Below are 15,731 nucleotides of genomic sequence, written 5' to 3'. Positions count from 1 at the left end.
CCGGCGCCTACACACCGGTTCCTGAGCGAGCGCAGCGAGACGAAGGACGCCGCGCGCCGCGCTCAGGAGCCGCGCAGCACGTCGGAGTGTCGGCGGTCGGATCTAGACTTGTGGGGTCATGAGCGAAGCCCCTTCCCCCGTCATCCTCCCGCCCGGATCCTCCTTCGGAGGGGTGCACGGAGCGACCTCCGGCGCCGCGGCCGACGACCTGCTCTCGGGGCTCAACCCGCAGCAGCTCGACGCCGTCACCTACCGGGGCCAGGCGCTGCTGATCGTCGCCGGGGCGGGGTCGGGCAAGACCAGCGTGCTCACCCGCCGCATCGCTCTGCTGCTGCGCCAGCGCGAGGCCTGGCCGAGCCAGATCCTCGCGATCACCTTCACCAACAAGGCCGCAGGAGAGATGCGCGAGCGCGTGGAGCAGCTGGTGGGGGATTCCGCGCGCGGCATGTGGATCTCGACCTTCCACTCCGCGTGCGTGCGCATCCTGCGCCGCGAGGCCGAGCAGTTCGGTTTCACCAAGTCCTTCACGATCTACGACTCCGGCGACTCGCGTGCGCTCATCAAGCGGCTCGTGAAGGACCATGAGGCCGACGCGTTCGGCTTCACCCCCGCCGCGATGCAGTCGCGGATCTCGAAGCTCAAGAACGAGCTGCAGGACGCCGAGTCCTACGCCCGACAGGCGAACATGTCGGATCCGGCCGAGCGCGTCTTCGTCGAGGTGTTCGCCGACTACCAGCGCCAGCTGCAGAAGGCCAACGCCTTCGACTTCGACGACCTGATCGGACAGACCGTCTACCTGTTCCGGGCCTTCCCGCAGGTCGCCGACACCTACCGGCGCCGCTTCCGGCACATCCTCGTCGACGAGTACCAGGACACCAACGCTGCCCAGTACGCGCTGATCCACGAGCTCACCCGGCCCGTGCAGGGCAACACGCCGGAACCGTATGCCTCGAACGGCATGATGATCTTCGAGCCCGACCCGCACGAAGCGGGCGGCGGAGAGCCTGGCGCGTCGCTCACGGTCGTCGGAGACTCCGATCAGTCGATCTACGCCTTCCGTGGCGCCGACATCCGCAACATCAGCGAGTTCGAGCGCGACTTCCCCGGCGCGAAGGTCGTTCTGCTGGAGCAGAACTACCGCTCGACGCAGAACATCCTGTCGGCGGCCAACGCCGTGATCAGCAACAACTTCGACCGCAAGGACAAGAAGCTCTGGAGCGATAAGGGATCGGGCGACTCGATCGTCGGCTTCACCGGCTACTCGCAGCATGACGAGGCGCAGTTCGTCGCCGACGAGGTCGAGGCGCTGCGGCGTGCCGGCATGCCGTACGGCGAGATGGCTGTGTTCTACCGGACGAACTCGCAGTCCCGCGCACTGGAGGAGATCTTCATCCGCTCCGCCGTGCCGTACAAGATCATGGGCGGGACCAAGTTCTACGAGCGCGCCGAGATCAAGGACGCGCTCGCCTACCTCGTCGCCGTCGCGAATCCGGCGGACGAGATGGCCGTGCGCCGGATCCTGAACAAGCCGCGCCGTGGCATCGGCGATGTCACCGAGACCTCGATCGCGCGCTTCGCGGAGGAGCACGGCCTGAGCTTCCGCGACGCGCTCGCGCACCCGACTCAGCTCGGCGTGGGTCCGAAGATCCAGGCGGGCATCGCGCAGCTGGACGCCGTGCTGCGCGACGCCACGGAGATCATGCTTCCCGCCTCCGGCGAGGTGGCGCCGCCCACCGCCGTCGCGGAGGGGCTGACCCTGCTGCTGCAGCAGAGCGGCTACATGGACGCGCTGCGCGCGAGCCGCGACCCGCAGGACGAGGCGCGTCTGGAGAACCTCGACGAGCTCATCGCCGTGACCCGCGATTTCGCCCGCAACAACCCCGAGGGCACGATCGCCGACTTCCTCACCGAGGTCGCCCTCGTCTCCGACGCCGACGACCTCGAGGACGAGTCGGGCGTGGTGTCGCTCATGACGATGCACACCGCGAAGGGGCTCGAGTTCGACGCCGTGTTCGTGACGGGTGTGGAGGAGGACCTCATCCCGCATCGGATCTCCGCGAACGAGCCGGGCGGTCCGCAGGAGGAGCGCCGCCTCTTCTACGTCGGCATCACCCGTGCCCGCAAGCGCCTGCACCTGTCGCTCGCGATGACCCGCGCCCAGTTCGGCGAGGTGTCCGTGGCGATGCCGAGCCGGTTCCTGCAGGAGATCCCGTCGGAGCTCATCGACTGGCGGCAGTCTCCGGGGGACGTGAACTCGCGCGGCGGGATGCAGTCCCGCGCGCTGAACGCCCGTCGCCCGGGCGGATCCGGATCGGGCGGCTTCGGCGGCGGATCCGGCTCGGGGGACCGGTTCGCTCCGCGGGCGCTGCCGAAGCGGGACGGGCTCAAGCCGCTGTCGACCGCGATGGACAAGTTCCCGAACCGGGTCACGGCGAAGGTGCGCGACAACGGCGACCTTGAACTCGCCGCGGGAGATCGCATCCGGCACGACGACTTCGGAGAGGGCAAGGTCGAGGCGATCACCGGTGAAGGGGCGAAGCGGATCGCGCACGTGCGCTTCGATGCCGCGGGCCGGAAGAAGCTGCTCGTCAAGATCGCCCCGATCGAGAAGATCTGATCCGGTCGGACCGCTCTGCGCGGCGCGGCGCGAGAGGCGAGCCGGTCCCGGTTTAGGCTGGGGCAATGGGCCTTTTCTCGCGCCGTAAGAAGCAGGACGACGACGTCACGCCGGAGTCCGCTCCCGCCGCCGCGGAGGATGTCGCCGAGGACGGCTCTTCGAGCACGGCCGAGGCCGGCCCGGGGGAGTCCGCCGATGCGGTCGCTCCCGTCGTCAACGTCTCGGTGCAGGCCTTCCGCGGCCTGGGCTCTCCCTCCGGTCCTGCCGTCGCCCCGCCCGTTGAGACGCCGGAGGCCGGCCACGACCTGATCGACCCCGTCGTGGACGAGACGCCTGTGGCGCCGGCCGCGCCGCCGACGCTGCCGGGGCGTCCGCCGCTTCCACTGGCCCCGGTGGATCCGCCCGAGCCGACCGAGTCGATCCCGGGCATGCCCGACAACGTGCTGCTGCGCGAGGCCCTCGCCATGCTCGGCGAGGACGCGAGCCAGGCCGAGCTGCTCGGTGTGCTGCGTCAGTCGCTCCAGGGCAACCTGTTCCTGCGCGTGAGCGGAGATGCCGGCGAGCAGATCAAGGAGGGCAAGCCCCTGGCCATCGCCGTCGTCAACGACGGCGAGAACTCCTTCATGCTGGCGTTCAGCTCGGCCGCCGCCGTCCGCGACTCCGTGCAGCAGGGCGACGAGGATCCGACCGAGACCTCGGCCGTCGTGCAGCCCGTGCAGGCGGTGTACCAGAACGTCATCGACGGTCCGTTCGCCGGCCTCATCATCGACAACGCGTCCGAGCCGCACCGGGTGGTGTTCCCGTCGGAGATCCTGCAGAAGGCGCTGGAGGAGGCGGATCCGACGTTCGCGGTCAAGGCCCTGCTCGCGGCGCCCCGCGAGGCGGACTCCGAGGCGCGCGTGGCCGAGGCGCTGACCACGGCCCGGCTCTGGGTGGCGGTCAGCGATGTCGACGGCGACGGACAGTACGGTGTGGCCGAGGCGCACACCGCCGACGGCGCGCGCTACCTGCAGTTGTTCAGCCACCCGCTCGAAGTCATCGCGCTCGGCCGTGGCGACCAGCCCCTGCCGTTCACCGCCGAGCAGATCGGCGCCGTGCTCGTGCAGCAGCCGGAGATGAGCGGTGTGCTGGTCGATGCAGCGGGCCCCGCGATCGCCGTGGGCCGGGACGCCCTCGCGCCCGTGATCGCGCTCGCACCTGCGGAGTAGCGGCCGCCGCGGAGACGTTCCATCCTCAGCGCAGGGTTCCTCGGCCAGCTCCTCAAGGTTGTGTCAAGGAAGCCTGAAGACCTGTTCAGTGGTCTTGTCAACCGGTATTCCGGAATCCAGTATGGGAGACATCAGGTCCCACACGATGCAAAGGATTCTCATGGACACCGTGACACCCACCACCCGCAACCGCCGGAAGGTCCTCGCCGTGCTCGCCGGTGGCCTCGTCCTCGGCGTCGGCGCGGCCATCACCCTCGCGGCCTGGAACGACTCCGAGTTCGCGACCGGCACGTTCACCGCCGGTTCGTTCAACCTCGAGGGATCCACGACGTCCGCGACGGCCGGTTTCACGAACCACAACGTGACGAAGGGCGACACGGCCGCCGCCCTGAGCTTCACCGCGCCGTTCAGCAACCTCTCGCCGGGCGACGTCGTCTACGCGCCGTTCTGGGTGCGCCTGGACAGCACGACGACCAACAATGCGACGCTCGTGGCGTCGACCGGAACCGGGACGGGCGCCAACGCGGCGAACGTCTCCTACTCGGTCTACTCGATCGCCCCCGCCGCGACCTGCGATGCGACCGCGACGACCGGAACCCTCGTCGCGTCGGGCACCGACCTCACGACCTTCACCGCCGGATCCAGTGTCGCCCTCGCCAAGGGCGCGACGGCAGGAACCGCGGGTGCCGCCGCGCAGCTGTGCTTCGTCGCCACCGCCAAGTCCTCCCTCACCCAGGGAGGGGCTGCGACCGGGACCTGGTCATTCACGGCCACGTCGAGCTGATCCCATGCGTCCCGGGGAGACCACGACCGTCGTGACGACGCGTCGCCGCCTCCGCCCGCGCCGGCGTGGGCTCGTCCTGAGGCGGATCAGGGCGGTCCTCGCCGGCGGGCTGGTGCTGGGCGTCGGCGCCACCGTTACGCTCGCGAGCTGGAACGACGGCGAGTACGCGACAGGCTCGTTCACGGCCGGGAGGTTCGACGTCGTCGGCAGCATCAACGGCACGAGCTTCGCGAGTCACTCGACGGCCGGGACCGCGATCGCGATGACCTTCGCCGCCGCGGCGGATGCGGCCGCGCTCGCGCCGGGGAAGACGGTCTACGCGCTGTTCAGTGTGAAGACCGCGAACCCGTCGGTGGCAGGCACGGTCAAGCTCACCGCGAGCACCTACGCCGCCGGTACGCTCGCCGACTACCTCACCTACGGAGTGAAGACCGTGACAGCCGCCCAGTGCGCCTCGGCCACCGACTACGCCGCCGCCGGATCCACCGTCGTCATCGCTGACGGCGCGGCGCTGAGCACGTCGGCGGCCGGATCGCAGACCCTCTCCGCCAACGGAGGGAATCAGGTGAACTACTGCTTCGCGATCGCCATGCCCTCGACGGTCGGCAATGCGGCGCAGGGGCTGGCGCTGACCCAGACATGGCAGTTCGCCGCGACGTCGAGCTGATCTCGCGGAAGCACGAGAAGGAGAAGGATCGTGACCCAGGCGACGACCCCGGCACCTCTGACCCGCCGCGCACGGCGAGAGTCGGACACCGGCGCACCGCGGCCCAGGCCGAAGGCGCGGGGCGTGCTGAGCGAAGTGCTGCTGTGGATCGCCGCGCTCGCCGGCCTGATCTGCATCGTGCTGGTTGTGCTGGCCTTCACTGCGCACATCACGCTCATCATGTTCCGGACCGGATCCATGTCTCCGACGATCCCTGCGGGGTCGGTCGCGATCGTGCAGCAGATCCCGGCCGGTCAGGTGCACGTCGGCGACGTGGTGACGGTGGACCGTCCCGGCCAGCTGCCCGTCACACACCGGGTGCGCGCTGTCGAGGACGGTGCATCGTCGACCGAGCGGCTCATCACGCTGCGCGGTGACGCCAATGCGCAGGACGATCCCGCTCCCTACCCGGTCAGCACGGTGCGGATCGTGCGCTTCGCGATCCCGGGCCTGGCGCCCGTCATCGTCGCCTTCGGGAACCCGTTCGTGCTGGGCGGACTCACCCTCGGCGCCACCGCGCTGGTGATCTGGGCGTTCTGGCCCCGGACGAGCCGCCGGGTTCGGAATGCTCCCGCGGCGACCGGGGACGACCAGGGTTCATGACGAAACGGATCCGGCTCGTCGCGACAGCCCTGCTGGCAGGATGCCTCGGGGTACTCCCCGTGGCACCGGCGCATGCCGCGGTTGTGACCGAGACCGTGCAGGGGCAGTACCTGCGGATCGTGTCGAGTGCGGACTGGTCGACGGCTGCAGCGATGGGGGAGGGAGAGGCGGTCCGTTGGGATCTGGTGGTCAGCGCGCACGCTCCGGATCCCGGAACGGTGCGGCTCGCGGTCAGTGCCGCTGGTACGGCGCCGATCGTCGCAGATGTGCGCATGTGCGAGGAGCCGTGGCAGGGCGGGACCTGCGCGTCCGGAGCGCGCGTCCTGCGCACGGACTGGAGTGTGCCCCGAGACGGCAGCGCGGTGCCGATCGACGCGATGTCGTCGGACACCGTCGCTCACCTGCGTCTCGACGTGAAGGTCGGACGGGACGCACAAGGCGGCGCCTCCACGCGGGTCAGGGTGCTCGCAGACGGATTCGGGGACAGCGTGCAGGTCGGTGCCGGTTCGGCCGGCTCCCTTCCTGCGACGGGCGGCTCGATCCCGGTGCCTCTTCTCGTGGTGGGAGGCGTGCTCGTCATCGCCGCTGCCGGGATGCTCGTCGTCGCTGCGCGCCGTCGGCGGGAAGGCGACGACTGATGTCGCGGGCGGGCGGGCGGCACAAGGCGATCCACGGAGTGCTCGCGGCCCTCGGTGTCCTCGTCCTGGGGCTGATCCTGTTCGCCCCGCCGCTGCCGCAGACCGACGCGTCCTACACCGATCCCGAATTCGCGGGAGGAACCGGCGTCAGCGCGGTGCGGCTGGTGCCGCCGCAGATCACCGCGGTGACGACGTGCCGAAGCGCGCTGCTCGGCGGCAACATCATGGTGGTCACGTGGAAGTGGTCGGCGCAGACCGCGCCGTACTCCGGCTTCACGGCTGCCGCCAACACCGAGTGGCAGATCGCGGGCACGGCCTGGCAGGCGGTGCCCACCACCGGGCCGGACGCGAACGGCGTCTACACGACCACGTTCACCAGCAGCCTGCTGTCGGGCCTGCTGGGCGGCCTGCTGGGCGAGTCGTTCAGCTCCAACGTGCGCACCAAGGCGTGGACCGGCTGGGCATCGCCGACGGTGTCGACGCTCTCCTACACCAAGCCCATCCTGAACAGCCCCACGTGCGGGTTCGCGAACGGGAGCTGACCATGTTCGCCGCGGAGCGCTCGACGCCGTGGACGGAGCGGGATCCGCTGCGGATCCTGCGCCCCTCGATTCACTCCGCCAGGGCGAGGGCCCGGAACATGTCGCGTTCGCGCAGCGCATCCCGGCTGCTGGGCGCGGCCGGTGCCGGCCGGGGAGGCGTCTGACCCGTCGTGCGGTGGTAGAGCTCGTCGATCAGGCGCGTGGCGAGTCCGACCAGGCGGCCGATCTCGCGATCGTCGCGGTCGATCCACACCGACTTGGGTTCGTCGTGGATCGGGCGGAATTCGTCATGCTCCTCCCACACGAACAGCGTCCGCTCGGCGCCGAGCACATGCTGCTGCCACCACACCTGGCGCAGGTAGGTGCGGGGGATGGACCGCCACGACTTGTTGGTGGTCTTGATCTCCGCGAGCAGCACTCGACCGTCCGACTCCTGCACGATGCCGTCCGGGGTGGCCAGGTGGCGCTTCTCGACCTCGGCGCAGAACAGTGCGGACGAGGGCATGATCCCGTGCGTGGCGGCGACCCAAGCGGCGATCTCCGGCTCGCGACGCCGACCGTGGTCGGTGTAGGCATTGCCGCCGAAGCGCGGTCCCGCGCCGAGTTTGGCATCCGCCGCGCGGGCGATCGACGTGTCGCTCGTGAGTCCGGCGACGTCCGTGGCGGTGATCCCGCGCGCCCTGGCCCGCAGCCACGCCACCCGATCGCGGGAGTCCGCGATGATGCGCGCTTCGAGTTCCGGGGTCACTCATCGAGGCTACCTCCGCCCGCCGACGCCGGCGCCCTGGCACGCCGCAGGGACCGAGCTCGAGGCCGGCGCCGCGCGCCTCGGGCGGGCTCCGGGACGGCCACGCGGGCACGCGGGCACGCCGGCGCCGAGCGCACCGCCTCGCGCACTCGGGTCGCGGCCAACGACGCCGCCGATGATGCCGAGCCACCCCTTTTGCCTCGAGCCACCCCGTTTCGCTCTGCGTATACGGGGGAGGTTCGGTAGGAAGAGGGTGGCTCGGGGCCCGTGCGCCGATGAGCGGACGCGCGATGCAGTGGTCCTCCACATCCGGCGCCGGAACGAGCAAGTGCACCGGATCCGTGAGGAGAGGTCTGCGATACCTGCGCAAAAGGCACGGTGGATCCATGCGCCATTGTTCGGTCGATGAGCTCCGGCAGAATCTGCTCTCCAGGAAGGATCTGGAACGCGGGGTGAGCGGACGTGCGATCGAACGTGCGCTGTCCACCGGGGAACTGCACCGGGTCCGTCGAGGCTGGTACCTTCCCACCACGTTCTGGCACGGGCTGTGGCCTGAGTCCCGTCACAAGGCGCTGGTGGTGGCGACGTGGATGGCCGCATCGGGATCGGATCCTGTGTATTCGCACGAGTCCGCCGCGGCGCTTCTGCGTCTTCCGCTCTACCGGTGGACGCCGCGGTCGGCGCACGTCATCCTGGGTTCGGTCGACCGGCACAGTGCCCGAGACCTCTTCCGTCACGAGGGAGAGCTCGCGGAGTCCGACATCGTCGTCGTGGAGGGGATCCGCTGCACGAGCCTCCTCCGCACTGCGTACGATCTGGCCCGATCGCTGCCGCCTCCCGCCGCACTCGCCGTCGTGGACGCAGCGCTGGCGCAGGTCGCGGGCGTTCCCTGGGACTTCGATGCAGCGGCTGAGGATGCGATGCGCGGGCAACTGGAGGAGCGTGCCCGCAGGCCGGGGGCGCGCGGGATCCGTCAAGCTCGCGAACTGATCGCGATCGCCGAAGGCCGCGCGCAAGGACCGCTCGAGAGCGTGACGCGCTACCGGCTGCATGAACTCGGGTTCGCCCGGCCACGCGTGCAGGTGCCCGTTCCTGGTCCGAACCTCAAGACCTACTGGATGGACATCGGCCTCGATGTGCAGCGGACGTTCTTGGAGTGCGACGGCATCGGCAAGTATCTCGATCCGGAGCTGGCCGGGGACCTGGCTCCTGGCCAGGTCATCCTCGAGGAGAAGAAGCGGGAGGACTGGGTGCGCGGCAGTACCGGATGGGGTGTGGCTCGAGTGGGCTCCGACGAGGTCAGCTCGGTCGGAGGATTCGCCGCCTTCTTGCGCGCCTTCGCGATCACTCCGCGCGGCACGCGCCGGATCTGGCTTTGACCCGCGGGTCACTTCGACATCGCGAGCGACCCCTTTGCTGCCGAACGGCCCTCTTCCGCGCGGTGCGCAAAAGGGTGGCTCGAGCGGAAGAGGGTGGCTCGGCGCGAGGTTGGGCCCGCGAGCCCGGGGCGTCGATTTGGGGGAGGGGGCGGGATGCCGTAGTCTTGAGGCAACCGAAGACCGCTGGTCATCGTCGTGTGCGCGAGCATGAGGCGATCGAAGCACTGCCGGATCCTGGATCCGATCAGCAGAGGCCCGCGCAGGTGACACGAACGACCTCCAGATCCTGGATCACGCTCCGTGCGCTTGCGCCGGAGCGTTTTTGTTTGCCTGCAGAGCGCGGCGGTCGAGGTCGGTGCTCCACCGCCGTGGAGCATCCCGTACTCATCAAGGAGTGACCATGGCGCAGAAGGATGCATCGGTCGCCGAGCTCACGAAGAATTTCGAGGACTCGAACGCCGTCCTGCTGACCGAGTACCGCGGTCTGACGGTTGCCCAGCTCAAGCAGCTGCGCAACAACATCCGTCAGGACGCGAGCTACGCCGTGGTGAAGAACACGCTGACCAAGATCGCCGCGAACAACGCGGGGATCACGGCGCTGGACGACGACCTCAAGGGTCCGTCGGCCGTCGCTTTCGTGCACGGCGACTTCGTCGCCACCGCCAAGGCTCTGCGTGACTTCGCCAAGGCGAACCCGCTTCTCGTGATCAAGGGCGGCATCTTCGAGGGCAACGCCCTGAGTGCCGACGAGGTCAACAAGTACGCCTCGCTGGAGAGCCGTGAGGTTCTGCTGGCGAAGGCCGCGGGCATGATGAAGGCGACGATGGGCAAGGCCGCGGCCACCATCGACGCTCTTCGCGAGAAGCTGGAGACCGCCGAGGCTGCCTGAGCCTCGAGGTCTTCATCCCACAAACCCCCATCTATCTAGGAGAAACATCATGGCGAAGCTCACCACTGAGGAGCTGCTCGACCAGTTCGCTGGTCTGACCCTTGTCGAGCTCAGCGAGTTCGTGAAGGCGTTCGAGGAGAAGTTCGAGGTCACCGCTGCTGCTCCCGTCGCCGTCGCCGGCGCTGCGGGTGGCGCGGGTGGCGCCGAGGCCGAGGAGGAGAAGGACTCGTTCGACGTCATCCTCGAGGCCGCTGGCGACAAGAAGATCCAGGTCATCAAGGTCGTCCGCGAGCTCACCTCGCTGGGCCTCGGCGAGGCCAAGGCTGTCGTCGACGGTGCTCCGAAGGCCGTCCTCGAGGGCGCCAACAAGGAGGCCGCCGAGAAGGCCAAGGCTTCCCTGGAGGAGGCCGGCGCGACGGTCACCCTCAAGTAATCTCGCGTTTCGACGCTGCGAAGGCCCCGGGTTCTCCCGGGGCCTTCGTGCGTCTGCGGCGGATCCGGCTCGTCGAGCGACCTGGACCCGAGTCGTCGGGCGATCCGACGCGGCTCGTCGAGCGTCCCGAGCGGTCAGCGGGCGGTCTCGAGGCGCGGGACCGCGGTCGACTGGCGTGCGACGAGCGTCGCCGGGGAGATCACGTGCTCGAGCGGGGCTTCGGGATCCTGCATCCGAGCGCGCAGCAGGCGCACGGCCTCGGCGCCCTGCTCACGCGGGTTCTGCCGGATGGTGGTGAGGCTGAACATCTCGGCGTAGCGGTGGTCGTCGATCCCGGTCACGCTCAGCTCGCTGGGTACGCCGATCCCGAGGCGCTGCGCGGCGATGATCGCCCCCACGGCGGCCTCGTCGCAAACGGCCGCGATCGCGGTGGGGCGCTTCCGCCGGTCCGCGAGCAGTGCCGCCGCGGTGGCGAACGCCTCGGGGATCGTCGACTGCGTGGTAACGGCGCGGATGCGCTTCTCCAGGCCCGCCGCGGTCATCGCCTGGCGGTAGCCGTCCAGGCGCTTGTGCTCGCCGAAGCTGAAACGGTCCCCGTCCGCCGCGTCCCCGAGGAACGCGATGTCCTCGTGGCCGAGGTCGATCAGATGCTCCGTGGCCACGCGCGCGGCGGCGACGTCGTCGATCGTGACGGTGTCGGCGTGGTCGGCGAACGGGCCCACCGACACGAGTGGCAACCCGGTGCCGGCCAAGCGCTCCAGCTCGTGCGCCCCCGGCTGCAGACACACCGCGATGATGCCGTCGAACCGGCGACCGGCCAGCGCGTGATCCAGCATGCGGGCGCGTTCGTCGCTGCCTTCTGCGGCGCCGTAGAGCGCGAGGTCGAGACCGTCGTCGATGAGGGCCTGCTGGAGCCCCCCGAGCAGTTCGGCGAAGTACCAGCGGTCGGCCATCGGCATGATCACGCCGATCGTGGAGGTGCGCCCGGTCGCGAGACTCGACGCACTCGAGTGCGCCGAATAGGCGAGATCCCGCGCGGCGCGCTCGACGCGCTCCCTGGTCTCGGCCGAGACATAGCCGTTTCCGCTGAGGGCGCGACTGGCCGTCGACTTCGCCACGCCGGCACGCAACGCCACATCGATGATCCCGGTCACGGCGACCCCTCCTCGAAAACGGATTCCCTCACCATAGCGATATCTCAGAGAGGATGGAACCGGTTCCTTGAGAGCGGTCCCATACATTCCGCCGCCGGACGCGCCCGGTTATGCAGTTGTGATCCAAAGCCGTTGCGCAACGGGCGGATGGGTCACTAGTGTCGCCTGGAAGCGGTTCCTGAGAGGAGCCCCCAGCGCTGGGGAAATCGCCCCCGCGAATTCGAAGGAGAAAACGTATGGGAATGTCTCAGCGACGTCGCCTGGTCGTGCCCCTGGCACTGCTCGCGGTCTCGGGCCTGGCACTCGCAGGGTGCGCCGAGGGAAGCTCGTCCGGTGGCGGAGACTCGTCCGGCAAGGGTGAGACCGTCAAGATCTCCGGCGGCATCACGGGATCCGAGGCCGATCTGCTGAACAAGTCCTTCGACCAGTTCACCAAGGACACCGGCATCAAGGTCGTCTACACCGGCGACAAGGGCTTCGAGGGCAACATCGTCACCAAGGTGTCCGGCGGCAGCGCACCCGACATCGCGATCGTGCCGCAGCCGGGTCTGCTGAAGAGCCTCGTCGGCACGGGACAGGTCAAGGAGGCTCCTTCGGAGGTCTCGGCGAACGTCGACAAGAACTGGTCCAAGGACTGGAAGACGTACGGAACCATCGACGGCAAGTTCTACGCCGCCCCGATGCTCGCGAACGTCAAGGGCTACGTCTGGTACTCCCCGGCGAAGTTCAAGGAGCTCGGCGTCGAGGTCCCGAAGACCTGGGACGACCTGCTGACGCTCACCAAGACGCTCCAGGAGAAGACCGGCGCCGCACCGTGGTGCGCGGGCTTCGCCTCGGGTGACGCCTCCGGCTGGCCGGGCACCGACTGGATCGAGGACCTCGTGCTGCGCCAGAGCGGCACCGACGTCTACGACAAGTGGGTCGCGGGCGATGTGAAGTTCACCGACCCGCAGATCAAGCAGGCCTTCGACGCCGTGGGCACGATCCTGCTCGACCCGAAGTACGTCAACGCCGGATTCGGTGACGTGAAGAGCATCAACTCCACCGCCTTCGCCGACGTCGCCGCCAAGGTCGCCGACGGCACCTGCCTCATGACGCACCAGGCCTCGTTCCTCTCGTCGAACTTCCTCGACGTGAAGACCAAGGCGGGGGCCGCGCCGAAGGTCGCCCCCGACGGCGACGTGTACGCGTTCGTGCTCCCCGGCATCAAGGAGGGTGAGAACACTATCGAGGGCGGCGGCGAGTTCGTCGCAGGCTTCACCGACTCCGCCGCGACCAAGAAGGTCCTGGAGTTCATGTCCTCGCCGGAGTTCGCGAACGCCCGCGTCAAGCTCGGCGGCGTCATCTCGGCCAACAAGAACGCGGACGCCTCGCTGGCTTCCAGCCAGTTCCTGCAGGACGCGATGAAGACGCTGCAGGATCCGAAGACCACGCTGCGTTTCGACGCGAGCGACCTGATGCCGGCCACCGTCGGCTCGGGGTCGTTCTGGAAGGGCATGGTCAGCTGGGTCGACGGAAAGCCGACGGACCAGGTTCTGAGCGACATCCAGGCCGGTTACAAGAACTAGTCTGAGCATCACCCTGTGGGCTGCGGGGCTCGTCCGCATCATCGGCGGACGGCCCCGCAGTCGTCACGGGGCAGATCCTGACAGAGTTCACCGTCGAACCCGAAGGGGGTCCACATGTCGCAAACCACAGCGACCGAGACGACGCGATCCGGTCGCAAGACCGAGTCCGTGAGTTCCGGCCGCACGACCGCTTCTCGATCCGTCACGATCGGCGCCTACATCGTGGGTGCGATCGTGATCCTCGGCGTCTTCATCGCCCTCATCGCCGGAGGTCCGGCGGAGAGCCCGAGGCCGACCTCGCTCGGCTTCTCCCTGAACAGCTTCTTCACCTGGCTCGGCGGGCTGAACCCGCTGCTGCAGATCCCTCTCGTGCTGCTGGTGTTCGGCATCGTGGCTGGGGTCCTGCTCGTGCTCATCGAGTATGCACCTCGGCACGGGAAGGGCTACTTCTGGCTCCGTCTGGTGGCCTGCTTCGCGATCCCGGTGCTGGCGTTCATGATGCTGCGTCCGTACCAGAACGCGGTCGTGTACGTCATGATCATCGCCCTGGTCGCCGGCGGGCTGCTGTTCTTCGCCGACTACCGCGCGCGTGAGGGATCCGGCTACCTGTTCCAGCTCACGCTGTTCATGGCGCCGGCCACCTTGCTGCTGATCATCGGCCTCATCTACCCGGCCGTGTCGACGATCATCCAGTCGTTCTTCGACAAGACCGGCAAGGACTTCGTCGCGCTGGAGAACTACCAGTGGGTGTTCACGAACCCCGAGGGGTTCTGGTCCGTGATCAACACGCTGATCTGGGCGCTCATCGCCCCGATCGTGTCGACGATCTTCGGACTCGCCTACGCCGTGTTCATCGACCGCGCCCGCGGCGAGAAGATCCTCAAGGTCTTCGTGTTCATGCCGGTCGCGATCTCGTTCGTCGGCGCCGGCATCATCTGGAAGTTCATCTACGACTTCCGCCAGGGCGACCAGATCGGCCTGCTGAACGCCATCGTGACGCTGTTCGGCGGCAAGCCCGTCTCCTGGCTAGACACGACGCCGCTCGTCAACACGATCTGCCTGCTCATCGTGTTCATCTGGACCCAGACCGGGTTCGCGATGGTGATCCTGTCCGCGGCGATCAAGGCGGTTCCGACCGAACAGATCGAGGCCGCGTCGCTGGACGGGGCGAACGCCTGGGAGAGGTTCCGCAACGTCACGGTACCGGGGATCCGGTCCTCGCTCATCGTCGTGCTGACCACGATCACGATCGCGTCGCTCAAGGTCTACGACATCGTCGCCGTGATGACCGGCGGCCGGGCGAACAGCACGGTGCTCGGCTTCGAGATGGTCAACCAGCAGCAGCGGTTCCAGAGCTACGGGCATTCGTCGGCGCTGGCCGTGGTGCTGTTCCTGTTCGTGCTGCCGCTCATCATCTACAACGCCCGGCAGATGGCCAAGCAGAGGGAGATCCGCTGATGAGTGCGACACAGGCGATCGTCACCGACAATCGCAGCAAGCGCCAGGTCGAGCGCGACACCCGACGCAACGAGGCGACCGCGCAGAAGCGGCTCACGTCGAAAGGCGCCACGTTCGCCGCAGTGATCATCGCGATCTTCTGGACGATCCCCACGCTCGGACTGTTCGTCACGTCGTTCCGCCCCGGAGCCGACTCGAACAGCACGGGCTGGTGGACCGCGTTCGTGAACCCGTCGTTCACGCTCAGCAACTACGCCGACGCCCTGAACTCCGGTGGCACGGCTCTGACGCTCGGCGCCTCGTTCGTGAACTCGCTGGCGATCACGATCCCGGCCACGGTGATCCCGATCTTCATCGCGTCGCTCGCCGCCTACGGCTTCGCGTGGATGAACTTCAAGGGCAAGAACCTCGTCTTCGTGTTCGTCTTCGCGCTGCAGATCGTGCCGATCCAGATGGCCCTGGTGCCGCTGCTGTCGCTGTTCTCGCGCGGACTGACGCTGTTCGGCACGCAGATCTTCCCCGGCTTCACCCTCCGCGATGTGGACCACAGCTTCGCCACGGTGTGGATCGCGCACGCGATCTTCGCGATGCCGCTGGCGATCTTCATGCTGCACAACTTCATCGCGGAGATCCCGGGGGAGGTCGTCGAGGCCGCCCGCGTGGACGGGGCGGGACACGGGCAGATCTTCTTCCGCATCATCCTGCCGCTGGCGATGCCGGCCATCGCGTCGTTCGCGATCTTCCAGTTCCTGTGGGTGTGGAACGACCTGCTGGTGGCGACGATCTTCGCGCCGGAGTCATCGCTGCCGCTGACCCAGACGCTGAACTCGCTGTCCGGCACATGGGGCAACCAGTGGTATCTGCAGTCGGCCGGAACGTTCATCTCGATCATCGTTCCGCTGATCGTGTTCTTCGCCCTGCAGCGGTTCTTCGTGCGCGGTCTCCTGGCCGGCGCGACGAAGGGCTGAGCTCTCCGATGCCTCGGAGGCCGGGCCCCGCACCTC

15 protein-coding genes are annotated in these 15,731 nt (G+C 68.4%); 13 read left to right on the top strand and 2 right to left on the bottom strand.

The window, feature by feature from the left end; translation table 11 throughout:
* Positions 1–118 precede the first annotated feature (118 nt).
* The 7 genes from LXM50_RS17485 (at position 119) to LXM50_RS17455 (ending at position 7,098) form a co-directional block, all read left to right on the top strand.
* On the top strand, positions 119–2,617 hold the full coding sequence (locus tag LXM50_RS17485; RefSeq protein WP_233312759.1) for an ATP-dependent helicase: 2,499 nt from the start codon (positions 119–121) through the stop codon (positions 2,615–2,617).
* Between the two features lie 65 nt (positions 2,618–2,682).
* On the top strand, positions 2,683–3,825 hold the full coding sequence (locus LXM50_RS17480; RefSeq protein ID WP_233312758.1) for an SseB family protein: 1,143 nt from the start codon (positions 2,683–2,685) through the stop codon (positions 3,823–3,825).
* 160 nt (positions 3,826–3,985) lie between these two features.
* Entirely contained in the window at positions 3,986–4,609 is a 624-nt protein-coding gene (locus tag LXM50_RS17475) for a SipW-dependent-type signal peptide-containing protein (RefSeq protein WP_233312757.1), read from the top strand.
* Between the two features lie 4 nt (positions 4,610–4,613).
* Entirely contained in the window at positions 4,614–5,276 is a 663-nt protein-coding gene (locus tag LXM50_RS17470) for a SipW-dependent-type signal peptide-containing protein (RefSeq protein ID WP_233312756.1), read from the top strand.
* 123 nt (positions 5,277–5,399) lie between these two features.
* Complete coding sequence (locus LXM50_RS17465) at positions 5,400–5,918, top strand: signal peptidase I (protein ID WP_233312755.1); 519 nt, start codon at positions 5,400–5,402, stop codon at positions 5,916–5,918.
* Positions 5,915–6,556, top strand: a complete 642-nt coding sequence (locus LXM50_RS17460; RefSeq protein WP_233312754.1) for an LPXTG cell wall anchor domain-containing protein — start codon at positions 5,915–5,917, stop codon at positions 6,554–6,556. The genes LXM50_RS17465 and LXM50_RS17460 overlap by 4 nt, the downstream gene beginning before the upstream one ends.
* Positions 6,556–7,098, top strand: coding sequence for a hypothetical protein (locus LXM50_RS17455; protein ID WP_233312753.1), 543 nt, complete (start codon positions 6,556–6,558; stop codon positions 7,096–7,098). Before LXM50_RS17460 ends, LXM50_RS17455 begins: the two co-directional genes overlap by 1 nt.
* Before the next feature lie 70 nt (positions 7,099–7,168).
* On the opposite strand, the gene LXM50_RS17450 is transcribed toward LXM50_RS17455, so the two are convergent.
* A complete protein-coding gene (locus LXM50_RS17450) occupies positions 7,169–7,846 on the bottom strand; it encodes a YqaJ viral recombinase family protein (RefSeq protein WP_233312752.1) in 678 nt (225 codons plus the stop codon).
* 452 nt (positions 7,847–8,298) lie between these two features.
* On the opposite strand from LXM50_RS17450, the gene LXM50_RS17445 reads away from it, so the two are divergent.
* From LXM50_RS17445 to rplL, 3 genes are all read left to right on the top strand, one after another.
* Entirely contained in the window at positions 8,299–9,225 is a 927-nt protein-coding gene (locus LXM50_RS17445; protein WP_233312751.1) for a hypothetical protein, read from the top strand.
* 400 nt (positions 9,226–9,625) lie between these two features.
* Positions 9,626–10,114, top strand: a complete 489-nt coding sequence (gene rplJ, locus LXM50_RS17440) for a 50S ribosomal protein L10 (RefSeq protein WP_045273388.1) — start codon at positions 9,626–9,628, stop codon at positions 10,112–10,114.
* Positions 10,115–10,163: 49 nt separating this feature from the next.
* Complete coding sequence (rplL, locus tag LXM50_RS17435) at positions 10,164–10,547, top strand: 50S ribosomal protein L7/L12 (RefSeq protein ID WP_233312750.1); 384 nt, start codon at positions 10,164–10,166, stop codon at positions 10,545–10,547.
* Between the two features lie 134 nt (positions 10,548–10,681).
* On the opposite strand, the gene LXM50_RS17430 is transcribed toward rplL, so the two are convergent.
* Positions 10,682–11,701 (bottom strand): LacI family DNA-binding transcriptional regulator, encoded by a 1,020-nt coding sequence (locus tag LXM50_RS17430; RefSeq protein WP_233312749.1) that lies wholly within the window; start codon positions 11,699–11,701, stop codon positions 10,682–10,684.
* Positions 11,702–11,937: 236 nt separating this feature from the next.
* Here LXM50_RS17430 and LXM50_RS17425 point away from each other — a divergent pair, with 236 nt between their 5' ends.
* From LXM50_RS17425 to LXM50_RS17415, 3 genes are all read left to right on the top strand, one after another.
* On the top strand, positions 11,938–13,269 hold the full coding sequence (locus LXM50_RS17425) for an ABC transporter substrate-binding protein (RefSeq protein WP_233312748.1): 1,332 nt from the start codon (positions 11,938–11,940) through the stop codon (positions 13,267–13,269).
* A 114-nt stretch (positions 13,270–13,383) separates the two neighbouring features.
* Positions 13,384–14,727 (top strand): carbohydrate ABC transporter permease, encoded by a 1,344-nt coding sequence (locus LXM50_RS17420; RefSeq protein ID WP_233312747.1) that lies wholly within the window; start codon positions 13,384–13,386, stop codon positions 14,725–14,727.
* Complete coding sequence (locus LXM50_RS17415; RefSeq protein WP_233312746.1) at positions 14,727–15,695, top strand: carbohydrate ABC transporter permease; 969 nt, start codon at positions 14,727–14,729, stop codon at positions 15,693–15,695. Before LXM50_RS17420 ends, LXM50_RS17415 begins: the two co-directional genes overlap by 1 nt.
* The last annotated feature ends 36 nt before the right edge of the window (positions 15,696–15,731 follow it).

The organism is Microbacterium sp. Au-Mic1 (genome assembly GCF_021341785.1).
In the GTDB taxonomy this organism is placed as follows: domain Bacteria; phylum Actinomycetota; class Actinomycetes; order Actinomycetales; family Microbacteriaceae; genus Microbacterium.
Note: the sequence above shows the minus strand (reverse complement) of the source record. Positions and strands in the feature narration are given on the sequence as shown.